At 72.2% G+C, this 22,267-nt stretch carries 21 protein-coding genes and 1 pseudogene; 9 read left to right on the forward strand and 13 right to left on the reverse strand.

The genetic code is table 11. The annotated features are described in order from the left end of the window. Positions 1 to 264, forward strand: a pseudogene (locus tag ACWEEU_RS27885) (hypothetical protein); the annotation flags it as partial. A 131-nt stretch (positions 265 to 395) separates the two neighbouring features. Here the strand turns inward: ACWEEU_RS27885 and ACWEEU_RS27890 are convergent. The 6 genes from ACWEEU_RS27890 to ACWEEU_RS27915 all read right to left on the reverse strand — a co-directional run bounded on the left by ACWEEU_RS27890 (position 396) and on the right by ACWEEU_RS27915 (position 6,351). Continuing rightward, on the reverse strand, positions 396 to 848 hold the full coding sequence (locus ACWEEU_RS27890; RefSeq protein WP_385750355.1) for an SRPBCC family protein: 453 nt from the start codon (positions 846 to 848) through the stop codon (positions 396 to 398). Between the two features lie 93 nt (positions 849 to 941). Next, entirely contained in the window at positions 942 to 1,247 is a 306-nt protein-coding gene (locus tag ACWEEU_RS27895) for an ATP-binding protein (protein ID WP_451736004.1), read from the reverse strand. Positions 1,248 to 1,572: 325 nt separating this feature from the next. Then, positions 1,573 to 2,061 carry a GNAT family N-acetyltransferase gene (locus ACWEEU_RS27900; RefSeq protein WP_385750357.1) on the reverse strand — a complete coding sequence of 163 codons (489 nt, stop codon included), beginning with the start codon at positions 2,059 to 2,061 and terminating at the stop codon, positions 1,573 to 1,575. A 69-nt stretch (positions 2,062 to 2,130) separates the two neighbouring features. Then, a complete protein-coding gene (locus ACWEEU_RS27905; RefSeq protein WP_385750360.1) occupies positions 2,131 to 3,630 on the reverse strand; it encodes an FAD-binding oxidoreductase in 1,500 nt (499 codons plus the stop codon). Between the two features lie 309 nt (positions 3,631 to 3,939). Further along, entirely contained in the window at positions 3,940 to 4,683 is a 744-nt protein-coding gene (locus ACWEEU_RS27910; RefSeq protein ID WP_385750362.1) for an SDR family NAD(P)-dependent oxidoreductase, read from the reverse strand. Between the two features lie 468 nt (positions 4,684 to 5,151). Beyond that, a complete protein-coding gene (locus ACWEEU_RS27915) occupies positions 5,152 to 6,351 on the reverse strand; it encodes an alcohol dehydrogenase catalytic domain-containing protein (RefSeq protein ID WP_385750364.1) in 1,200 nt (399 codons plus the stop codon). Positions 6,352 to 6,970: 619 nt separating this feature from the next. Between ACWEEU_RS27915 and ACWEEU_RS27920 the strand changes: the two genes are divergently transcribed. Both ACWEEU_RS27920 and ACWEEU_RS27925 read left to right on the forward strand, forming a co-directional pair. Continuing rightward, a complete protein-coding gene (locus tag ACWEEU_RS27920; protein ID WP_385750365.1) occupies positions 6,971 to 7,642 on the forward strand; it encodes a TetR/AcrR family transcriptional regulator in 672 nt (223 codons plus the stop codon). 269 nt (positions 7,643 to 7,911) lie between these two features. Beyond that, positions 7,912 to 9,084: an acyl-CoA dehydrogenase gene (locus tag ACWEEU_RS27925; protein ID WP_385750367.1), complete on the forward strand. Its 1,173-nt coding sequence runs from the start codon at positions 7,912 to 7,914 to the stop codon at positions 9,082 to 9,084. A gap of 436 nt (positions 9,085 to 9,520) precedes the next feature. Here ACWEEU_RS27925 and ACWEEU_RS27930 read toward each other — a convergent pair whose 3' ends face one another. After that, positions 9,521 to 9,970: a hypothetical protein gene (locus tag ACWEEU_RS27930; RefSeq protein ID WP_385750369.1), complete on the reverse strand. Its 450-nt coding sequence runs from the start codon at positions 9,968 to 9,970 to the stop codon at positions 9,521 to 9,523. Between the two features lie 208 nt (positions 9,971 to 10,178). Between ACWEEU_RS27930 and ACWEEU_RS27935 the strand changes: the two genes are divergently transcribed. From ACWEEU_RS27935 to fxsA, 4 genes are all read left to right on the forward strand, one after another. After that, positions 10,179 to 10,619 carry an Lrp/AsnC family transcriptional regulator gene (locus ACWEEU_RS27935; RefSeq protein WP_199587946.1) on the forward strand — a complete coding sequence of 147 codons (441 nt, stop codon included), beginning with the start codon at positions 10,179 to 10,181 and terminating at the stop codon, positions 10,617 to 10,619. 63 nt (positions 10,620 to 10,682) lie between these two features. After that, positions 10,683 to 12,302, forward strand: coding sequence for an amidohydrolase (locus tag ACWEEU_RS27940; RefSeq protein WP_451735924.1), 1,620 nt, complete (start codon positions 10,683 to 10,685; stop codon positions 12,300 to 12,302). Between the two features lie 586 nt (positions 12,303 to 12,888). Beyond that, the gene (locus ACWEEU_RS27945) at positions 12,889 to 13,734 is read left to right on the forward strand and encodes a polyprenol monophosphomannose synthase (protein ID WP_451735927.1); all 846 of its coding nucleotides are present in this window, start codon (positions 12,889 to 12,891) and stop codon (positions 13,732 to 13,734) included. Positions 13,735 to 13,810: 76 nt separating this feature from the next. Further along, positions 13,811 to 14,383, forward strand: a complete 573-nt coding sequence (gene fxsA / locus ACWEEU_RS27950) for an FxsA family membrane protein (protein ID WP_451735930.1) — start codon at positions 13,811 to 13,813, stop codon at positions 14,381 to 14,383. A gap of 125 nt (positions 14,384 to 14,508) precedes the next feature. Here fxsA and ACWEEU_RS27955 read toward each other — a convergent pair whose 3' ends face one another. The 4 genes from ACWEEU_RS27955 to yczE all read right to left on the reverse strand — a co-directional run bounded on the left by ACWEEU_RS27955 (position 14,509) and on the right by yczE (position 17,966). Continuing rightward, positions 14,509 to 14,883: an RNA polymerase-binding protein RbpA gene (locus ACWEEU_RS27955; RefSeq protein ID WP_003977404.1), complete on the reverse strand. Its 375-nt coding sequence runs from the start codon at positions 14,881 to 14,883 to the stop codon at positions 14,509 to 14,511. Between the two features lie 255 nt (positions 14,884 to 15,138). Beyond that, positions 15,139 to 16,485, reverse strand: a complete 1,347-nt coding sequence (locus ACWEEU_RS27960) for an MFS transporter (protein ID WP_451735932.1) — start codon at positions 16,483 to 16,485, stop codon at positions 15,139 to 15,141. Between the two features lie 66 nt (positions 16,486 to 16,551). Next, positions 16,552 to 17,319 carry a glycerophosphodiester phosphodiesterase gene (locus ACWEEU_RS27965; protein ID WP_451735935.1) on the reverse strand — a complete coding sequence of 256 codons (768 nt, stop codon included), beginning with the start codon at positions 17,317 to 17,319 and terminating at the stop codon, positions 16,552 to 16,554. Further along, positions 17,316 to 17,966 (reverse strand): membrane protein YczE, encoded by a 651-nt coding sequence (gene yczE / locus ACWEEU_RS27970; protein ID WP_385751305.1) that lies wholly within the window; start codon positions 17,964 to 17,966, stop codon positions 17,316 to 17,318. The genes ACWEEU_RS27965 and yczE overlap by 4 nt, the downstream gene beginning before the upstream one ends. A 104-nt stretch (positions 17,967 to 18,070) precedes the next feature. Between yczE and ACWEEU_RS27975 the strand changes: the two genes are divergently transcribed. After that, on the forward strand, positions 18,071 to 19,576 hold the full coding sequence (locus ACWEEU_RS27975) for an SCO1417 family MocR-like transcription factor (protein WP_451735938.1): 1,506 nt from the start codon (positions 18,071 to 18,073) through the stop codon (positions 19,574 to 19,576). 67 nt (positions 19,577 to 19,643) lie between these two features. On the opposite strand, the gene ACWEEU_RS27980 is transcribed toward ACWEEU_RS27975, so the two are convergent. Then, complete coding sequence (locus ACWEEU_RS27980) at positions 19,644 to 21,269, reverse strand: ATP-binding protein (protein ID WP_451735940.1); 1,626 nt, start codon at positions 21,267 to 21,269, stop codon at positions 19,644 to 19,646. 112 nt (positions 21,270 to 21,381) lie between these two features. After that, positions 21,382 to 21,576, reverse strand: coding sequence for a hypothetical protein (locus tag ACWEEU_RS27985; RefSeq protein WP_361116755.1), 195 nt, complete (start codon positions 21,574 to 21,576; stop codon positions 21,382 to 21,384). A 265-nt stretch (positions 21,577 to 21,841) separates the two neighbouring features. On the opposite strand from ACWEEU_RS27985, the gene ACWEEU_RS27990 reads away from it, so the two are divergent. Continuing rightward, positions 21,842 to 22,234: an ankyrin repeat domain-containing protein gene (locus ACWEEU_RS27990; RefSeq protein WP_385745500.1), complete on the forward strand. Its 393-nt coding sequence runs from the start codon at positions 21,842 to 21,844 to the stop codon at positions 22,232 to 22,234. Positions 22,235 to 22,267 lie beyond the last annotated feature (33 nt).

The following is a 22,267-nucleotide window of genomic DNA, read 5'->3' on the forward strand; positions in this document are numbered from 1 at the left end:
TACAGCCTCCCCGGCCTGCTGGCCACCATGGGCGCGCAGCTCTCAGGCCCCCTCCGGCCGCCCGCCGGGCCATGGCGGCAGACGTGGAACCTTCGTATCCCCGAAACCGTGCCCCTGGCACGACACCGCATCCACCTGCGCGCACGCACAGCGTACGGCGAAGACTTCATGGCCCTCGAAATCCCCGTCGATTTCACCCGCAGACGCCATTTCTCCGTCACCTACAACAACACCCACCACACCGCGCAGAACCCCACGCCCTGAAGATCGGGCCCGCCGGACATGTCCACTCGAGGGCTGTTTCTCGCGACGCACGGCGGCGCACCCCATGCGCCGGGGGAGGCGGGTCACCTGACGCGGTCCAAGGACCCGCCCCCGTACCTCCGGACAGGTCCTCAGACCTCACCGCGCCACTGCCCGGTCGCGGCCCCGCCGCGCCGCTCAATGAACTCCTTGAAGCGCTTCAGGTCGCCGGTGGCCTGGCGCTTGACGAAGCCGAGCTTGTCCCCGACCTTTTCGGTCAGGCTCTCGGGGGCGTAGTCGAGCTGGAGCATGACCTTGGTGGTGCCCTCGTCGAGTCGGTGGAAGGTGACGACTCCGGCCTGCCGGGCGTCTCCGCCGACGCTGGTCCAGGCCACCCGCTCGTCGGGAATCTGCTCAGTGATCTCCGCGTCGAACTCCCGCTCCACTCCGCCGATGTTCGTCTTCCAGTGGGTGAGTGTGTCGGTGCGCTGCTCGATGCGCTCGACACCGTCCATGAACTGCGGGAAGTCCTCGAACTGGGTCCACTGGTTGTAGGCGTCCGTGACCGGGACGTTGACGTCGATGGACTCTTCTATCTGCGACATGTACTCCTCCTTCGCGTAGCCCGGGCCGACCGACGCTGTGCGGGGTCGGCCGAGCGGAAACTGATCCACCCCGTCTTGCCCGTATCGCGGCGTCTAGCCCTGCCGACCCGCCGCGCCGGACTCTGAGGGGGCAGAGCCCAGGACGAGGCGGCCCGCCGACCTGATCGGTTCGGTGGTCGAGAGGGGTGGTGGAACGCCCCAGCGGCGAGGGGCACTTCGCCAAGGTGGTGCCCCACCGCACCGGTCGAAGGCGCGGGGGAGGAAGTCGGACGGGAAACCGGGCCCCTCGTCCATGACGGTCAGCCGCAGTCTGCCGTCGCTGACGGCCGCTCGTACGTGCACGCTGCCGCAGCCGTGGCGCAGGGCGTTGTCCGCCAGGTTGCGGAGGACTGTTCCCAGCCGGCGGGCATCGAGGAGGTCGGCGGTCTCGGCGGTGAGATGCCGCCGCGGCCGTCACCTGCCTCAGCGCTCTGAACCCCCACCGCGCCCAGGACTACGCGTGGACGCGAGCCGAAGTCCTCTACTCCCGCCTCTGCATGGCCGGCCACCTCCCCGGCGACCTCACCGCCGGCACGCTCCTCGGCGACCTCATCGGCGACTACGAACTCGCCCTCCACGGCCACTGACCCGAGAACCAGCAGAGCCCGCGCCGGTCACGCCCCCGGCCGGCGCGCGGGGGGAGGCATGGGTGCGATGCCCGCCGAAGGGGGAACCGGCACACCGCTCATTCAGAAGGAATGCGGAACTCGAATTCCGGACGGTCCCACAGCACGGCGGGCGGGTTCGCGAGCACGGTTCCGGTCCGGACCGCACCGACGCGGTGGTAGAAGTTCTCGGCGGGAGGATGCGACACGACCTTGACGCGGTCGAGCCCGGCGGCACGGGCCTCGGACTGCATGTGCGCGACGAGCAGTCGTCCTATACCTCGTCCTTGCGCGTCGTCGGCGACGAACAGCAGGTCGAGCTCCGGCGGAGCGAGGACGAGCGAGTAGAACCCGAGGACCCGGCCCCCCTGCTCGTCGGCACCGACGGCTACGAAGACCCGGTGGGCCTCGATGTAGTCAGGACCGACCCGATAGCCCGCGACCGCAGCCGCGTACTCACCCTCGTAGGCGCCCGAGCCGCGCACGAGCCGCGTGAGCCGTTTGGCGTCCCGCGCGACGGCCCTCCGAATCGTGATCAGCCCGCTGATCGGGGAGGTGCGTGAACTCATCCGGAGAGTATTGCGCACCGGACGGCCCTACCCCCTCACCGGCCAGGAGGGGGCTCGGACCGGGCGGGGTCAAACGGAGGCGGGCGGGATGCTCTGGTCGTACTGGAAGACGTTGCGCGGGTCGTACTTCGCCTTGATCTTGCGCAGTCGGTCGAAGTTGGATCGCCAGTAGGCGGTCTCCCAGTCCTGCATCGCGATGTTCGGCACGTTGACGTAGGCGCCGTCCACGTAGGGGCGCAGTTCCTGGCTGAATTCGGCGATCCATGCCTGCGCCTGCGGGGTGAGCGGGTCGCAGATGCCCGGCTGGTCACTGCGCCTGCCCCAGCCGACGCCGGGCTCGGAGTAGAAGAGCGCGTCGCGGTGCGGGAACGCCGTACCGCCGCGGGGACTCCTCTTGACCGCCCCTCCGAACGCCTGGACGAAGAAGTTGCTGTCGTCCGTGGGGGCGTCCCTGATGAAAGAGGAGATCACGTCGATGGCCTTGGCCGGGAACGGCTTCCTGGTGAACTGTGAGTAGAACTTCCAGTTCGCGGGCTCGTCCTCGGTCGGGATCTGGAATCCCGCGTACACGTCGCCCCAGTTCCCCACCTGCGTCGAGACCTGAGGGCTGTCGATCGACAGGATCGGGGCGAGCAGCCGTTTCGCCTCGGCGGGAGTTCCTTCGGCAAGGACCGCGAACAGCAGGATCTGGTTCCGGTGGATTTCGAGCTGCGTACCGAGGCGGTCGTCGGTGAACGGCGCGGTGCGCTGGTACGCCTTGAAGATCCTGCCCAGGTGGCCGGTTCCGTCCCAGGTGGCCTGCAGATACGTGACGCTCTTCAACGGAGCCAGTTTGTAGGTGAGGGAGGTGACGATGCCGAAGTTGCCGTTGCCCGCTCCGCGCAGCGCCCAGAGCAGATCCGCGTTGTGGTTCAGATCGGTCTTGATCACCTTGGCGCACTCGTCGCCTTCCGCGACGACGATCTCGGCGCCGATCAGGCTGTCGCAGGCCATGCCGAGCCAGCGTGTGAGGAAGCCGAGCCCGCCGCCGAGCGTGGCTCCGGACAGGCCCACGCTGCCCTCGGTCCCTGTCGTCACCGCGAAGTTCTGCTTCGCGAGTGTGGTCACCGCTTCCAGCTGATTGAGTCCGGAGCCGACCGTCGCGACGCGAGCGGCCCTGTCGATGTGGACCGACTTCAGCTCGCTGATGTCGATCACGAGGCCGCTGTCGACGTTCGACCAGCCCTCAAGGCTGTGGCGGCCACTGCGGATCCGCAGCGCGACGTCGTTCTGCCGGGCCCACGTCAGGGCGTTGACCACGTCCTGGGTGTTCTGAGCGAAGACGATCACCAGCGGATAGTGGGAGAAGAGCTGGTCCCAGCCGAGGCGCGCGTTCGTGTACCCGGGGTCCTCGGGCCGGACGATACGGCCGGTCAGCTTTGCCCGCGGGCACTTCGCCCCGTGTGCCCCGCCCATGGTTTCCTCGGTCGCCGCGCTCGCGTCGAGGGCCGCCGCGCCGGGCACGACCACCGCCCCGGCACTGGCGACCGCCGTCGCCTTGAGCAGTCCGCGACGAGAAAAATCGTTCATGGTCCGTGTCCTCCCGACCACCCAGGCGCGAATCTGCGCTTTATGGACTTATTTGAGCAAAGCGCACGGTAACAACGGCAAAGACGGTGGACCATCTCGACACGCTCGCAACCGCAGCCGATTCGGCGCCGTCGGGGCGAGGGGGCGGCCGTGCGCGTTACGTACGCTCATCCCGACGCACGAGGACACACGAGGGGCGACGACCAGTGGCTCCGGGGACACGCCGAGGTCGCCGCCCACCTGCGCGTCAGCGTCGGCGCCGCCCCCAGCCGCAGGAGCCGGGCCACGCCCACGCGGACGCTCACGCCCTCACTGTCGGCTCTCCCGGTCCCGCAGCCATGATTCGAACTCGGCGGCGACGATGCGTTCGTCGTGCACGCCGGCCGCGTCGTCGGAGGCCAGCCAGACGATGGGCGGGCCCATCACCTCCGGGCTCAGGAACCCGTGCCCCTCGGCGGCGACGTCCTGGGGCAGCATCCCGGTGACCGTCGCGCCTCCGGGCAGCAGCAGGTTGACGGTGATGCCCGTGTGCCGCAGGTCGGCCGCCATGATCCGGGAGAGCGCCTCACTCCCGGCTCGCGACGGCCCGTAGGGAACGAAGCCGGCGCGTCGCATGGTCGAGTGATTCATCGAGATGTTGACGATCCGGCCACCGCCCGAGGCCAGCATCCGTGGCGTGATCTCGCGGGCGACCAGGAAGTAGCCGGTCAGGTTGGTGTCGATCACCGCGCGGAAGGCGTCGGGCGACACCTCCCAGAAGCCCTGCGGCTGCGTCATGAAGCGCGGGTTGACCGTACGCATGCCGATGCCGGCGTTGTTCACCAGCATGTCGATGCCGCCGAGCCGCGACCACGCGCGGTCGACGGCCCGGGCCACCGACGACTCGTCCCGCACGTCCATCTCAAGGCCGGTCGCGCCCGGCAGATCCGCGGCGACGGACTCCGCCCGCTCGCCGGACCGCCCGGTCAGCGCGACGGTGGCGCCCGTCGCGGCGAGAGCGGAGGCCATGGCGAGTCCGAGCCCGCTCGTCCCGCCGGTCACCAGCACCTTCATCGGATCACCTCTGTCCTGAGAACCGGCCTCGCCGGGACGACGCTCGCGCTGACCGCCGCGTTCTCGGTCACCGTTCGCGACCGTGACCGTCGGTGCCAGGGTGTGTCCGTGAGCGGAAGTCCGTGTCCGGAACTCTAGGCACTGGAGCGCGCTCGAAGTCGGGCCCCGGCGGCTGCCCTGGCCCCTTGGGGTGAGATGCCCGAGTGCGTCCGGGCGGCGTCGGACGAGGCCCAGAGGTGCTCGGTGATGGCGGGACCGGTGTCGCCGTTGTCGCACAGGGAGAAGAGACCCTCCCCGCGGTGCCGACGACCTCGCCGATCAATTCATGGCCGAGGAGGTCGCCGACCCTCATGCACGGACGGTGCCCGCCGACGAGCTCGAGACTGGCCGCGAACACCGATCTTCGGAAGAAGGAGGGCGTCCGCCGCGGAGTGCCTCCTCGACCCTGGGTCGAGGTCCGGCTGGGACTCAGGCGGGAATGAGGCCGTGGGGGTTGATGATGAACTTCTCGGCCACTCCGCTGTCGAAGGTCGCGTAGGCCTCGGGGGCTTCGTCGAGGCTGATCACCTTCGTGTTGAGCATGTCGCTCAGGTAGGGCATACGATCCCACAGGATCGCCATCATCAGCTCGCGGTTGTAGTGCATGATCGGTGCCTGCCCGGCGGCGATCCGCGGCGACTTGATCCACGCCTTGCCGAAGTCGATCGGGTACGTTCCCTCTTGCTCGGCCTTCGACTTCGCGAGCGGGTCGGGGCCGTAGACGCCGATGACTCCGGTCGCTCCGCCCGCGCGGGTGGCGTCGATCACCTGGTTGATGGCGTAGGCCGGGTCCATGTCCTCGACCTCGCGGCCGATGCCGTGTGCCTCGGTGCCGACATAGTCGACCGCGCAGTCGACCATGGGCTCGCCCAGGATGGCCTCGATCTGGTCGGTGAGCGCCGCGCCCTGGCTCAGGTCGATCGTCTCGCAGCCGTTCCTCTTCACCAGCTCCAGGCGGTCCTTGTTGTGGTCGCCGACGATGATGCAGGACGCCCCCAGGAGGCGCGCCGCCGCCGCGCCGCAGCGGCCGACCGGGCCGGCGCCGGCGATGTACACGGTCGAGCCCGGCTTGGCGCCGGCCTCCATGAGTCCGTGGAACGCGGTGGGCAGGATGTCCGAGAGCAGCGCCAGGTCACGGATCTTCTCCATGGCCTGGTCCTTGTCCGGGAAGCGCAGGAGCTGGAAGTCGGCGTACGGGACGAACAGGTACTCGGCCTGGCCGCCGGCCCAGTCGCCCAGGTTGAAGCCGTACGCTCCGCAGGACACCTTGGGGTTCGTGGTCTCGCAGACGTCGGTCCGGCGCGCCCTGCAGTTGCGACATCGGCCGCAGGCGACGTTGAACGGGACGGAGACGAGGTCGCCCTCGTTGAGGAACTCGACGTCGGGTCCGACCTCGATGACCTCCCCGGTCATCTCGTGCCCCATCACCATGCCCTGGGGCACCGGGAAGGAACCGCGGTAGATGTGCAGGTCGCTCCCGCAGATGTTGGTGGCGACGAGCCTGAGGATGACCCCGTGCGGGGCCTTCTTCCCGTTCGGCATCTCGAGCTTCGGGAAGTCCAGAGACTCGACGCGCATGTCCTTCGGGGCGTGGAAGGTGACGGCGCGGTTGCCGTTGCTGCTTGCCATGACGATCTCCTCTGCTGATCCGGGGGACTCGCCCGCCGGAGCGCCGAGGTCATTTGGGTGGGTTTGTGACCTCGGTCACTTTCAACCTAGGGCGATAACCGACGCAGGTGCCAGCGCCCCATCGTCACGGTCCGCGCCCCGACGCGCCGATGCTGCGCGCCACGGCTCCCGTCCAAGCGTGCCGTCTCCTGTTCGCGCAGGTCCGCGCGTCGCGGGCTTCGCGGCATGACGGACGCGGCAGCGGCCGATCCCCGGGAGCCCTCGCCCGTCCAGTACGGCGTTCGGGTGAGGGGAGCCCTCTGCGCGCAGTCGCGGCGGCGCCGCTTGGAGTCGGTCGCCCCGCGTCCGGACGGCTGATCGACCGGGCCGGCGTCCCCGGCGTGGACCCGATCACCGGGCTGCCTCCGGCCGCCGCCCTCCAGCGGCAGCGCGGAGGGCGGCGGCGTCGGCTCGGTCCGCCGCCGAGCGGAGGGCCCGACCTCACGCCGAACCGCGCGGCCGGTGCCGTACCCACCCCCCCGTCCGCCCCGCCCGCTTCGTCACGCCCCCTCACCCGAACGGCCGCCTCTGCCATACTGCGGAGGTCCGCCGACCGCAGAGACCAGGGCCGGAATTGAATATGCGTCAACAGCCCGCCGCCCTCACCCAGGCCGTCGGCCCGGGCCGACCGACGCGCGGTACGGAGCGCTCCGCGGCGCGCCGGGCCGAACTCATCGCCATCGGGCGCAAGCTGTTCGCCGACCGGCCCTACGACGCGCTGTCCATGGACGACATCGCCCGCCAGGCGCATGTCGCGAAGGGGCTCATCTACTACTACTTCCGGTCCAAGCGCGGCTACTACCTCGCGATCATCCAGGACTCGGTCGCGGACCTGGTGACCTTCGCCGCGAGCGGTCTCGAACTGCCCGCCGTGGACCGGCTGCACCGCACCCTGGACAGCTATCTGCGGTTCGCGGAGCACCACCAGGCGGCCTACCGCACCATCGTCAGCGGCGGCGTCGGCTTCGACGCCGAGGTCCATGCGATCCGGGACGGCGTACGCGAGGCGATCGTCGACACCGTCGCCGAGGGCGCGTACGGCAGGACCGCCGTCGGACCGCTCGCCCGCAGCGGCCTGCTCTCCTGGGTGTGCAGCGTCGAGGGCGCCACCCTCGACTGGATCGACCGCCCCGCGCTGCCCCGCGACACCCTGTGCGAGCTGCTGGTGAAGACACTCGGCGGCACCCTGCGCGCCATCGAGGAGCTGGACCCCTCGTGCCCGGCCCCGCCGCCGGCCCGCCGGGACGCCTGACCCCTCCCCGGGTCACTCCCTTCCCTTCACTCCGACAGCCCCGCACGGCCAAGATCGACAAGGCGGCGCGGGGCCTTTTCGGGTTTCCTGAAGTAAGCGCTCGTTAACTGGTGACGGGAGGTCCCCGATCGGGCATACTCACGGCACAGCCGCTGGTCAGCCGCCTCCGAGACCCGGAGCGGGCCGTCGGCGGACGGAACGATCAGGCGGAGCCGCCCGACCCGGGGCGCACCTCCGCCGGTGTGCCCGACAGGGAGGAGACCGACGCCATGTCCGACCGCGACCCGCAGCCGGTGGAGCGTCAACTGCCCACGGAAGAGGCCCGCGATCTGCTCGCGCTCGTCCGTGAGATCGCCCAGCGCGAGATCGCGCCGAAGGCGGCCGAGGAGGAGGACGCCGCCCGCTTCCCGCGCGAGGTCTTCACCCTGCTCTCGGAGGCGGGTCTGCTCGGCCTGCCCTACGACTCCGAGTACGGCGGAGGGGACCAGCCCTACGAGGTCTACCTCCAGGTCCTGGAGGAACTGGCCGCCGCCCGCCTCACCGTCGGCCTCGGTGTCAGCGTGCACACGCTCGCCTCGTACGCGCTCGCCGCGCACGGCACCAAGCAGCAGCAGGTCGAGCACCTGCCCGCGATGCTCGGCGGCGGTCTGCTCGGCGCCTACTGCCTCTCCGAGCCCGCCTCCGGCTCCGACGCCGCCTCGCTGCGCACCCGGGCCGTCCGGGACGGCGACTCCTGGGTGCTCACCGGTACGAAGGCGTGGATCACCCACGGCGGCATCGCGGACTTCTACACGGTCATGGCCCGCACCGGCGAGGACGGCCCGCGCGGCATCACCGCCTTCCTCGTCCCCGGCGACGCCGAGGGTCTCGGTGCGGCCGCGCCCGAGAAGAAGATGGGCCTCAAGGGCAGCCCCACCGCCCAGGTCCACCTGGACGGCGTAAGAGTCTTTGACGACCGCCGCCTCGGCGAGGAGGGTCAGGGCTTCTCCATCGCCCTGTCGGCCCTGGACTCCGGCCGTCTCGGTATCGCCGCGTGCGCCATCGGCGTGGCCCAGGCCGCGCTGGACGCTGCGGTCGGATACGCCACGGAGCGCAGACAGTTCGGCCACCCCATCGCCGACTTCCAGGGGCTGCGCTTCATGATCGCCGACATGGCCACCCAGATCGAGGCCGGCCGCGCGCTCTACCTGTCCGCCGCGCGGCTGCGCGACGCGGGACTGCCCTTCGCCAAGCAGGCCGCGATGGCCAAGCTGCACTGCACCGACACCGCCATGCGGGTCACCACGGACGCCGTGCAGATCCTCGGCGGCTACGGCTACACCGCCGACTTCCCGGCCGAGCGCTACATGCGCGAGGCCAAGGTGCTCCAGATCGTCGAGGGCACCAACCAGATCCAGCGCATGGTCATCGCCCGTCATGTGGCGGGCCCTGAGGCTCGCTGAACTGTCCCCTGACCACCTGCGGGGCCGCCAGCTCGACCCACTCCGGGTCGTGGCGGCCCGGCAGCGTGCGGCCCCGGTCGGCCCAGGTGCGCATCATCTCCCGGTAGATGGGCGGGTCCTGCGGCGGCTGGGGCGCGGCCGGTTCCGCGGGCCGTGGGACGAAGGGCCGGCGCTGACGCCCGGTGGCCGTGTGCATGGGGGTCATGCCTGGCCAACGCGGGCGCGCCCGCCGGGGTCACCCCCGCGCCAAATCGAGCGTCAGTCCACCCGCGTCGGCCGCCGCTCCCGGTCCCGGTTCACCCGTATGGCACGCCACTTCACCCGCACGGCGTCACGCCTCACTCGTACGGCACAACGCCGAGCTCGAACGGCACAACGACCCGCCCCCCGGCGCGGCTCACAGCGGGAGGCGGGCGTTCGTCCGAAGGAGGGGGCCTCAGGCGGCCCGGTCGCGCATCGTCGGTACGCGCATCGGGCGCGAGCCCGGGCCGCCGACGTGCGAGAAGGGCTGGGTGCGCCAGTCCAGACCCTGGGGGAGCGTCAGCAGCAGGGCGGTGTCCTGTTCCTGCGGCGCGCCGGACGCGTCGGCCGGGCGGGCGTCCGCCGCCGCGCGGCCGGTGCCCGAACAGGCCGTGAGGCCGAACGGGTTCCACGGCGAGGCGCACCGCGCGTGCTCCGGCAGGACCTCCTCGTCGGCGAGGAGCGCGATCGGCTGCGCGCAGTCCGGGCAGATCACCCGGTACATCTCGAACGTGTCGTAGGTGTCCTCGGCGTCCAGGCTCTCGGCGTCGTCGTCGAAGTCGGGTTCGACGTACTCCGGCACGGGCTCGACGACGCGCGGCTGCCGCCGGGCGGCGGGACGGACGGGGCGCTTGACACTCTGCATGGGAATCTCCCCCTAAGGCTGGGCCGTGAAGGCACTGCGGCCTCGACCACAGCAAGCACTTCCCGTCCACTCTCGGCGGTAATCGTGAGAACATCACGCAGCGCGCACAAGTCCTGTGGTGTTCGTCACATGGCGGGGTGAGCGTACCCCGCATGACCTGCGCAGCTCGGGTACCGGAAAGGATCGCGCGGCCTGTAGGTTCAGCGGCATGGAGGAGCTGGACCGTCAGATCGTGGAGCTGCTCGTCAAGGACGGGCGCATGAGCTACACCGACCTGGGCAAGGCCACGGGCCTGTCCACGTCGGCCGTGCACCAGCGCGTGCGCCGGCTCGAACAGCGGGGCGTCATCCGCGGCTACGCGGCCGTCGTCGACCCCGAGGCCGTCGGGCTGCCGCTGACCGCCTTCATCTCGGTCAAACCCTTCGACCCCAGCGCCCCGGACGACATCGCGGAACGGCTCGCGGGCGTCCCCGAGATCGAGGCATGTCACAGCGTCGCCGGGGACGAGAACTACATCCTCAAGGTCCGCGTGGCCACCCCGCACGAGCTGGAGGAACTGCTCGCCCGGCTCCGCTCCCTGGCCGGGGTCTCCACCCGCACCACGGTCGTGCTCTCCACACCGTACGAGTCGCGCCCGCCGAGGATCTGACCCCCGCCGGTCCCGTCCGCCCCGGTTCCCGCCCTCCCGCGCGCACGCGAGAGACTGTGGGGCATGAGTGACCAGTGCGCCGACCCCACGAGCGACCCCCGGACCGTCCTGCTGCGCCGGGGAGAGGTCCACAGCCCCGCCGACCCCTTCGCCACCGCGATGGTCGTGGAGCGCGGCCAGGTCGCCTGGGTCGGCTCCGAGGGGGCCGCCGACGCCTTCGCCGACGGCGTGGACCAGGTGATCGACCTCGACGGCGCCCTCGTCACCCCGGCCTTCACCGACGCCCACGTCCACACCACGGCGACCGGTCTCGCCCTGACCGGGCTCGACCTCTCCGACGCGCCGTCCCTGGAGGCGGCCCTCGACCGGGTCCGCGCCTTCGCCGCCGAGCGCCCCGCCGACCGGGTGCTCCTCGGCCACGGCTGGGACGCCGCCCGCTGGCCCGGCGGCCGCCCGCCGACCCGCGCCGAACTGGACGCCGCGACCGGCGGCCGTCCCCTCTACCTCTCCCGCGCCGACGTCCACTCGGCCGTCGTCAGCACCGCCCTGCTGGACCTCGTACCCACCGTCGTGACCCGCGCCGACGCGCCGCTCACCGCCGACGACCACCACGCCGTCCGCGAGGCCGCCTTCGCCGCGCTCACCCCCGTCCAGCGCGCCGAGGCCCAGCGCGCGGCGCTCGACCGCGCCGCCTCCCTCGGCATCGGCACCGTCCACGAGTGCGGCGGCCCCACGATCTCCTCCGAGGACGACTTCACCGGCCTGCTGAAGCTCGCCGCCGAACGCCCCGGACCCCGCGTCGTCGGCTACTGGGCCGAACAGGACGTGGACAAGGCCCGCGCACTCGGCGCCCTCGGCGCGGCGGGCGACCTCTTCGTGGACGGCGCCCTCGGCTCCCACACCGCCTGCCTGCACCAGCCGTACGCCGACGACACCGGCCGCACCGGCACCGCCTACCTGGACGCCGACGCGGTCGCCGCGCATGTCGTCGCCTGCACCGAGGCGGGGCTCCAGGCGGGCTTCCACGCCATCGGGGACGCGGCCGTCGGCGCCGTCGTGGAGGGGATGCGCGCCGCCGCCGAGAAGGTCGGCCTCGCGCGGGTCCGCGCCGCCCGGCACCGCGTCGAGCACGCCGAGATGCTCACGCCCGAGACCGTCGCCGCCTTCGCGGAGCTGGGCCTGATCGCCTCCGTACAGCCCGCCTTCGACGCGATCTGGGGCGGCGAGGACGGCATGTACGCCGCTCGGCTCGGTGCGGAGCGGGCCCGCACCCTCAACCCCTTCGCCGCCCTGCTGCGCGCCGGGGTGCCGCTCGCCTTCGGTTCCGACAGCCCGGTCACCCCGCTCGACCCCTGGGGCACCGTCCGCGCCGCCGCCTTCCACCGGACCCCGGAACACCGGATCTCGGTGCGCGCCGCGTTCACCGCGCACACGCGCGGCGGCTGGCGGGCCGTCGGCCGCGACGACGCGGGCGTCCTGGTGCCCGGCGCCCCGGCCGACTACGCCGTCTGGCACACCGGCGAACTGGTCGTCCAGGCCCCCGACGACCGGGTCGCCCGCTGGTCCACCGACCCGCGCTCGGGCACCCCTGGCCTGCCTGACCTGGGCCCCGAGCGCGAACTGCCCGTCTGCCTGCGCACGGTGGTGGGCGGCCGGACGGTGTACGTACGGCCGGGCGAGTGATCTACGACGGCGGCGCCGGCCGGAGTCCGTGCCGCCACACCGCCGCCCGACCTGCGCATCCTTGCGACAAGCATGAGACGTACCCGGTGTTTGCGCAGGCCACAGGGCTGTTGACAGTCGACGGCGGGCGCCCGGTAGGTTCGGCCGCGTCCACCACCGGACGCCCGGCCGCCGAGTGTTCGCGTACTCGTCGCAGCGCCGCTGGGTCAGGGACGGTGTGCCGCCGCACCGGGGCACCGTCGCTGGGAGCCAGGCTCAGCGCCCGCGCCGACGGGGGAACGCTCCGCCGGCCGGCCAGGTGTGACCCGGGTGGGGCCCGGTCGCTCAGTAGACAACGGCTCTCGGTCGACCCGCAGCCAGCGGGTCCCAGGTCGGCCCGAAGGGCGCCGGGCCCCCATCCGCAGCGGATCACCTGCGGTGAACCCCGGCGGCGGACACTGATGACACCGGCGACTGACACCGGCGACGAAAAACCCGTTCCTACCCAACTCTTGCGCTATCGACACCACCGTAGGAATGTGCTGTCACGTCATCGCAGGCGGTGACCACTATGGTGGATGCCTGCGTACGACATGAAGGGGCAGCAGTGAACGACGGCGAGACCCTCGAGGCCACGGCCCGGGGGAGGCAGTTCGGCCCGCTCGGCACGGTCCTGGTGATCATTCCGACCTACAACGAGGCGGAGAACATCAAGGCGATCGTGGGCCGGGTACGCAAGGCCGTCCCCGCGGCACACGTCCTCGTGGCGGACGACAACAGCCCCGACGGCACCGGCAAGCTCGCCGACGAACTGGCGGCGGCGGACGACCACGTCAAGGTGCTGCACCGCAAGGGCAAGGAGGGCCTCGGCGCCGCCTACCTCGCGGGATTCCGCTGGGGTCTGGAGCACGACTACGGCGTCCTGGTCGAGATGGACGCAGACGGCTCCCACCAGCCCGAGGAACTGCCCCGTCTGCTCACCGCGCTCAAGGGCGCCGACCTGGTGCTCGGCTCCCGCTGGGTGCCCGGCGGCCGGGTGGTCAACTGGCCCAAGTCCCGCGAGGCCATCTCGCGCGGCGGCAGCCTCTACTCCCGTCTCGCCCTGGACCTGCCGCTGCGCGACATCACCGGCGGCTACCGCGCCTTCCGCCGCGAGACCCTGGAGGGGCTCGGCCTGGCGGAGGTCGCCTCGCAGGGCTACTGCTTCCAGGTCGACCTGGCCCGGCGCTCGGTCAAGGCCGGCTACCACGTGGTCGAGGTGCCCATCACCTTCGTGGAGCGCGAGTTCGGCGACTCCAAGATGAGCAAGGACATCCTGGTCGAGGCGCTGTGGCGGGTCACCGCGTGGGGCGTGGGGGACCGGGTGCACAAGCTCAAGGCCAAGGGTGCCGACAAGGGCGGGACCCGGGCCGACGCCCATGCCGGGACCGACGGCGCGGTGAAGAGCGAATAGCCCCGCGGGGGCCCGGCCTCTCGGGGACGATCACCCCCTTATCCCGCGCTGAGCCGGGCCCAGGCACACTGGAAGCATGACGACTGGCGACCCCACCCCTCCGCAGACCGGCCGTTCCCGGCGCTCGGCCCTGCGCCGCTGTCTGCCGCTGGGCATCGCCGCCTGGATCGTGCTGGAGATCTGGCTGCTGGTCCTGGTCGCGAACGCGGCCGGGGGCCTGGCCGTGTTCCTGCTGCTGGTCGCGGGCTTCGTCGCGGGCGCCGTCGTCGTCAAGCGCGCGGGGCGCCGCGCCTTCCGCAACCTGGACGAGGCCCTGCGCCGCGGCACCGCCCCCTCGGACGGCACCGCTCCCGCCTCCGGCGGCGGCAACGGCCTGCTGATGCTCGCCGGTCTGCTCCTGATGATCCCCGGTCTGCTCTCCGACATCGCCGGACTGCTTCTGCTGCTGCCCCCGGTCCAGACCCTCGTACGCCGCCGCACCGAGCACCTGGTCAACCGCAAGCTGCGCGTGGCCGCCCCCGGCTCCCTCGGCGACGCCTTCCAGCAGGCCCGCATCCACCGCCCGGACGGCAAGGTCGTCCAGGGCGAGGTCATCCGCGAGCGCCGCGACGACGCCACCGACGAGCCCCGCCCGCCCCTGAACCGCTGATCGCGGTCGTCCGCCCCGCCGCGTGCTTCGCACGGGTGGCCCGGACAGCACAGAACCGCGGGCGCCGTACATCGCGAAGATGTACGGCGCCCGCGGTTCTTCTTGCGTGCTTGCCCCCGCAGGGGTTACGCGGACTTGCGGCTGTCGCGCGGGTGTACGGCGATGTTCATCGCCCCCGAGCGCAGGACCGCCAGGCGCTCCTCGAGGACCTCTTCGAGCTCCTCACGGGTGCGCCGCTCCATCAGCATGTCCCAGTGGGTACGCGCGGGCTTGGCCTTCTTCTCCTCAGGGCCGTCGCCGTCGACCAGGAGTGCCTGGGCGCCGCAGACCTTGCACTCCCACTCCGGCGGAATCTCCGCCTCGACCGAGAAGGGCATCTCGAACCGGTGCCCCTTCTCACATGCGTACTCCACGGCCTGGCGCGGGGCCAGGTCGATGCCGCGGTCCGTCTCGTAGCTGGTCACCACGAGGCGCGTACCGCGAAGAGCTCGCTCACTCATGAATCGTGCCTCCCGGGCTTGTCGCCCACAGGACAGGTGTCGCTGTCGTCGTCATCCGGTCAACGTCCGGTCGGCGGTAAAGATTCCCGTTCAGGGTCATGCGTCGCCGTCGTAGCCGCCCCTTGTTCTACCCACAGGCGCCCGGTTTGTCACATCTGACAGCAGATGTCACCCAGCGTCTCGCTGACTTTGACGCGCAGTAACGGTACGCCTGGCAGGCCAAACGCGTACACTACCGCCCTTTCGTGTGGAACGCTAAATCCTGTCCGGAACCGGATTCCCCGCCTCGCCGATCGCACGCCGCACCGGTACCCGGGCCAGCAGAACGAAGCCGATGACGAAGAAGGCCACCAGCGACACGATCGCCGAGCGGTAGCTTCCGGTGAGCTGGTAGGTCAGCCCGAACAGCAGGGGGCCGAGCCAGCTCATACCCCGGTCGCTCAGTTCGTAGGCGGAGAAGTACTCGGCCTCCTTGCCCGGCGGGACCAGGTGCGAGAACAGCGAGCGGGACAGGGCCTGGCTGCCGCCGAGGACCAGCCCGATGGCGCCCGCCAGGACGAAGAACCACACCGGCACCCGGGCGGGCAGGAAGTACCCCGCGCCCAGCGTCAGCGTCCACGCCACCAGCGAGCCCAGCACCGTGCGCTGCGCGCCGTGGACCCGCGCGAGGCGTCCCATGGCCAGCGCGCCCGCCACCGCCAGCACCTGGACCAGGAGGACCGCGCCGATCAGCGTGGACTGGCCGAGGCGCAGTTCCTCCGAGCCGTAGACCGACGCCTGGGTGATCACCGTCTGGATGCCGTCGTTGTAGACGAGGTAGGCCAGCAGGAAGGCCAGGGTGCGCGGGTGGCGGCGCATGTCCCGTATGGTCGCCGCGAGCTGGCGCAGGCCGGTCGGGGCGGCGGCCGACGCGCGCGCGTGCCGGTCGCGCAGGGCGCGCAGTGGCACCAGCGTGAAGGCGCCCCACCACAGCCCGGCCGAGGCCAGACAGATCCGCACGGCCTCCGTCTGCGACAGGCCGAAGGAGTCGTGCGCGGAGAAGAGCACCAGGTCGGCGACGAGGACCAGGGACCCGGACGCGTAGCCGAAGGCCCAGCCGCGCGAGGAGACCGCGTCGCGTTCGGCGGGCGCGGAGATCTGGGGCAGATAGGCGTTGTAGAGCATCATCCCGACCGACTGCGCCGCGTTGGCGACGATCAGGAGGAGCCCGCCGAGCAGGTAGCGGTTCCCGTCCAGGAAGAACATGCCGGTCGTCGCGGCCGCCCCGGTGTACGCGGCGGCGGCCAGCAGCGGCTTCTTGCGGCCGGTGCGGTCGGCGGCGCTGCCCACCAGCGGCATGATCAGCACGGCCACGATCACCGACAGGGAGACCGAGTACGCGAAGAAGGAGCCCGCGCGCACGGGAATGCCCAGCGGGTGTACGTACCCTTCCGCGTCGGCCGCGTCACGGGCGACCGCCGTGAGGTACGGGCCGAGGAACACGGTCAGGACGCTCGTCGAATAGACCGAGCACGCCCAGTCGTAGAAATACCAGCCGCGCTGTTCGCGCCGCAGTCCGGCGGCCTCGTCGGCCACCTCCGCCCGCACGGTGTCGGTGCCCACCCCGCGCCCTCGCTTCCCCGCCGCAGTGCCGTGCGCGCGGCGGGCGGCGAGGGCAGCCCGGGCGGTTCAGACCCAGACGCCCCGGTCCTCCATGACCGCACGCAACGTGTCGATGTGATCGGTCATGATGCCATCGACCCCCAGATCCAGGAGCCGGTGCATCCGCTCGGATTCGTTGATCGTCCACACGTGCACCTGAACCCCGCGCGCATGGGCCGCGCGTACGAAGGCCGCGTCGACCACCGGGACCCCGGACTGGGCCTCGGGCACCTGCGCCGCCACCGCCGAGCGGCGTACGGCGGCCGGCAGCCCCCAGGAGCGCAGCCGCAGGCCGAGCACCCCGCGGGTGCCGAACGAGGTCGCCAGGCGCGGCCCGGCCAGCCGCTGCGCCCGCACCACGCGTGCCTCGGAGAAGGAGCCCGCGCACACCCGGTCCCAGGCGTTCGTCCGCTCGACCAGCTCCAGGAACGGCAGCAGGGCGGACTCGGCCTTGAGGTCCACGTTCCAGCGGACGTCGGGAAACGTCTCCAGCAGTTCCTCGAAGAGCGGAACCGGTTCCCTGCCCGCCACCCGCGCCTGGTTCACCTCCCGCCAGGGCAGGTCCGCGATGCGGCCCCCGCCGTCCGTCGTCCGGTCCAGGGTCGCGTCGTGGAAGGCGACGAGCCGGCCGTCCGCCGTGGTGTGCACGTCGGTCTCCATGTAGCGGTAGCCCAGCTCGGCCGCGCGCCGGAACTGCGCGACGGTGTTCTCCAGGCCCTCGGCCGCGCCGCCGCGGTGGGCGAAGGCGAGCGGGGTGGGGTGGTCCAGGTAGGGGTGGCGTATCCGCGAGGTCACGGGCGCAGTATCGCGCGGGCGGGTGACCCGGCGGCAACCACGGTGGCCGGGCCGCTCGGCGGGACGGCGAACACGCGCAGGAAGAGCTGGGCGAGCGGGCCGATCGACAGCGCGTACAGGACCGTGCCGACGCCCACCGTGCCGCCCAGCGCGAAGCCCGTCGCGACCACGGCGACCTCCACGAGGGTGCGCAGCAGCCGGATCGAGCGGCCCGTGCGCTGGTGCAGCCCGGTCATCAGTCCGTCGCGCGGGCCGGGACCGAAGGCCGCCGCGATGTACAGGCCGGTCGCCGCGCCGTTGAGCACGATCCCCGCCACCAGCAGCAGCGCCCGCGCCACGATGCCGTGCACGGCGGGCAGCACGGACAGGGTGGCGTCCAGGGCGAAGCCGATCACCAGGACGTTGGAGACCGTGCCGAGACCCGGGCGCTGGCGCAGGGGGATCCAGAGCAGCAGCACGAGCGCGCCGACGATCGTCAGGACGACGCCCATGCTGAGCCCCGTGAGTCGGGCCAGGCCCTGGTGCAGCACGTTCCACGGCTCCATGCCGAGGTCCGCGCGGACGAGGAGCGCGGAACTGGCGCCGTAGAGCGCGAGCCCGCCGTACAACTGGACCAGGCGTCGGCCGAGTTGGCCCCGAGTGGACATCGGATACCCCCCTGGGGGTGGAAGCAGTGGACTGACCCGTGTCACTCTGTGGCTCGGTAAGCTCGGTCATCCATGGCCAATCCGGGGAAGGTGGACTGATCTTCATGGCGCAGTGGACCTCGGCGGTGGGTGCCGCGCAGTTGGCCCGGCTCCTCAACTCCCAGCAGAAGCGCCCCGCGGGCCCCGGCACGCGCCGTCCGCCCGCCTATCGCGCCCTCGCCGACGGCGTACGGCTGCTCGTCCTGGAGGGCCGGGTGCCGGTCGCCGCCCGGCTGCCCGCCGAGCGCGAACTCGCCCTCGCCCTGTCCGTCAGCCGCACCACCGTCGCCGCCGCCTACGAGGAACTGCGCACCGAGGGCTTCCTGGAGTCCCGGCGCGGCGCGGGAAGCTGGACCGCCGTCCCCGCGGGCAACCCCCTGCCCGCGCGCGGCCTCGAACCCCTGCCGCCCGAGACGCTCGGCTCGATGATCGACCTCGGCTGCGCGGCCCTGCCCGCCCCCGAGCCGTGGCTCACCCGCGCCGTCCAGGGGGCCCTGGAGGAGCTGCCGCCGTACGCGCACACCCACGGCGACTACCCGGCCGGACTCCCCGCGCTGCGCGCCATGATCGCCGAGCGCTACACCGCGCGCGGCATCCCCACGATGCCCGAGCAGATCATGGTGACCACCGGCGCGATGGGCGCCATGGACGCGATCTGCCATCTGTTCGCGGGACGGGGCGAGCGCATCGCCGTCGAGTCGCCGTCCTACGCCAACATCCTCCAGCTGATGCGCGAGGCAGGCGCACGGCTCGTCCCCGTCGCCATGGCCGAGGGGCTCACCGGCTGGGACCTCGACCGCTGGCGCCAGGTGCTGCGCGAGGCCGCGCCCCGGCTCGCCTACGTGGTCGCCGACTTCCACAACCCGACGGGCGCGCTCGCCGACGAGGACCAGCGGCGCCGGCTGGTCGACGCCGCGCGCTCGGCGGGGACGGTCCTCGTCACGGACGAGACCATGAGCGAGCTGTGGTTCGACGAGGAGCTGGGCCGTCACATGCCCCGCCCCGTCTGCGCGTTCGACCCGGCGGGCTCCACCGTCATCACCGTCGGCTCGGCCAGCAAGGCGTTCTGGGCCGGGATGCGCATCGGCTGGGTGCGCGCCGCCCCCGACGTCATCCGCAGCCTGGTCGCCGCCCGCGCCTACGCCGACCTCGGCACCCCGGTGCTCGAACAGCTCGCGGTGAACTGGCTGTTCAGCACCGGCGGCTGGGAGGAGGCGGTGGAGTTGCGCCGGGCGCAGGCGAGGGAGAACCGTGACTGTCTGGTGGCCGCCGTCCGACGCGAGCTGCCGGACTGGGAGTTCGAGGTGCCCGAGGGCGGACTGACCCTGTGGGTCCGAGCGGGCGGTCTGTCGGGCTCGCGGCTGGCCGAGGCGGGCGAGCGGGTCGGCGTCCGGGTGCCCTCCGGACCGCGCTTCGGCGTGGACGGCGCCTTCGAGGGTTATGTGCGGCTGCCGTTCACCGTCGGGGGAGCGGTGGCGGACGAGGCGGCGGTACGGCTCGCCGCGGCGGCGCGGCTGGTGGAGACCGGCGCGGGTGGCGGGGCGGAGGCTCCGCGCACGTTCGTGGCGTAGGAGCGGGGTGGGAACGCGCCGGCCGGGCGGGGAGTCGCCCCGCCCGGCCCGGCGCCTTCGGCGTCCGTCAGGACTCGGCGCCCACCGCCTCCGCCACCACGGGGGCGGCGACGGTGTCGTCGGACTTGGTGAGGTGGGCCGGCGGCACCGGTTCCGCCGCCACCGCCGGTGCCGTGCGCGGCGGCAGCAGCGCCAGCACCGCCTGCCGGTCGGTCTCGCCCGTGGCGTCGTCGTAGGGGTCGGGGGTGGCCGGGACCTGGAGGCGCAGGACCGGGCCCGAGCCGAGGCGGGCGTAGCCGCGGCCCGCCGGGATGCGCTCGGGCGGGGTCGTGTGCGGGGGCTCGCCCAGGACGGCGGCCACCTGCTGGGCGCTCGCCGGGCCGAGCACGACCCGCGCGCGGGTGTGGCGGCCGACGGCCTCGCTCAGGCTGTCCGCGCTGTCGAACTGCTCGGCCAGGACCACCGTGACGTTGGCCGCGCGGCCGTGCCGCAGCGGGACCTGGAGCAGTGCCTGCGGGTCGGTGCGGTGCTCGGCCTCCGCGAGGTGCGTGAACACGGTCGGCCGGTCGAGGAGCAGCCACAGCGGGCGCCGGGTGTCCTCGGGCATCGGCTCGCCCGCCTGCCGGGCCCGGTTGACCGCGAGGAGCCGCCGCTCGGTCTCCTGCGCCGCCCACTCCAGGCTGGCGACCGCGCCCGCCGGGGCGCAGTCCACGGCCAGGACGCCGTCCCGGCCGGTCAGGCAGGCGTACTCGCCGGTGCCGCCGCCGTCCACGATCAGTACGTCGCCGTGCTGGAGCGCCTGGAGCGCGATGGAGCGCAGCAGCGTCGAGGTGCCGCTGCCGGGGTGGCCCATGGCCAGCAGGTGCGGCTCGGTGGAGCGCACACCGGTGCGCCAGACGACCGGGGGCACGTCGCGCTCCTCCTCCTCGAAGGAGAGCGGGAGGGTGCGCTGGACCTCGCTCGGGTCGGTGAACCCGAGCACGGTCTCACCGGGCGCGGTGACGAACCGCTGCGCGGCGATCCCGGTGGGCAGCGGCGGGAGGACGGACAGCGTGAGCCGGTTGCCCTCCTCGTCCCAGTCGAAGCGGTACTCGCGGCCGCGGCCGGCCTTCGCGCCGAGCAGCCGCTCGACCCGCGCGCGGGCCTCGGGGTCGCCGTCGGGGAAGTAGGCGGGGTAGCGGATCACCAGATGGCCGAGGCGGCCGCCGTCGTCGAACTCGTGGTCCGCGAGGGCCTTCTCCCAGGCGCCGCCGTGGGCGTACAGCGGCGCCGGGTCGTCGGCCGTCGCGAAGACGGGCACCAGGGCCTCGTACAGCGAGCGCAGCCGCTCGGCCTGGGCCGGGACGGGACCGTCGGGCTTGGCGGGGGTGCGGTCGCGGCCGTACCAGGCGGCCGCCGCCATCAGGGCGATGGCGGCCAGCAGCGGGCCGTACGGCGTGAGCGCGACGACCAGGACCACGGCTGCCGTCAGGAACAGCAGCGGGCCGCGCTTGTCCTTCGGTGTCGCGGCCCACTTCGTCCGCGCGGCCGCGGCGAGGCGGCCGAGCCCGCGCGAGAGGGTGATCAGCGGGTGGAGGACGTCGGTCGCGCTGTCGGCCGCCGTCCGGGCCATGTCCCGGCTCCGGGCGAGCTGCGTGCGGGCGAGCTGCGCGCTGTCCTTGCTCAGAATGCGGGGAAGAGGGCGCCGGGCCACTGCTGTCTCCTGTGCGTGGTGCGGAGTGGGGCGTGCGGGCGGGGTGGTCGGTCGCGCGACGTGGCGGTCCCCCTCGGACGGTGCGGTGCCCGCCCTCGGGGGAGGCCGGGCGTCAGAACTTGATGCCGCCGAGGAGGCTCGCCAGGCTCTCGCCGCCGGCCTTGATGCTCGGGGCGATGGCCGTGCTCGCGAGGTAGAAGCCGAACAGGGCCGAGATGCACGCGTGCGTGCCCTTGAGGCCGTCCTTGCGGAAGAAGAGGAAGACGATGATGCCGAGCAGGACCACGCCGGACATGGAGAAAATCATGGGGGACCTCCTGAAGTCGAAGGGGGGACAGTCACCATGAGTACTTCCAGGATCACAGGATGTATCCATACGATAAAAGGTGCAACTGGGTGAAAAGTGCTGCTTTTCCTCCAGGTGGCGGAGCTCGTGCTGCGCCGGGGGGCCGCATCCGTGCGTCCGACCGGGTCTGTCCTGTCCCCCGCCTCGGTCGCGCCAGGTCGGGGCCGGTGCGACGAAGTACCCTGACGATTCACCTGAACGGTTGCAACGAGAGGCGGTCCGGCCGATGAGCGAAGGCCCCGACCCCGAGGTCGTGGAGCTGGCGACCAAGATCTTCGATCTGGCCCGGCGGGGACGGACCGGGGAACTGGTCGCGTACGTCGACGCGGGCGTGCCGGCGAACCTCACCAACGACCGCGGCGACTGTCTGGTGATGCTCGCCGCCTACCACGGACACGCCGACACCGTCCGGGCGCTGCTGACCCGCGGTGCCGACGCCGACCGGATCAACGACCGGGGGCAGACCCCGCTCGCCGGGGCCGTCTTCAAGGGCGAGGCCGAGGTGATCGACGTCCTCCTCCAGGCCGGTGCCGACCCGGCCGCGGGCACGCCGTCGGCGGTCGACACCGCGCGGATGTTCGAGCGGACCGAACTCCTGGAGCGCTTCGGCGCGCGGTGAGCGGCACGTCCGGGCCGGAGACGGCGCGGAACG

This window comes from Streptomyces sp. NPDC005004 (assembly GCF_053600675.1).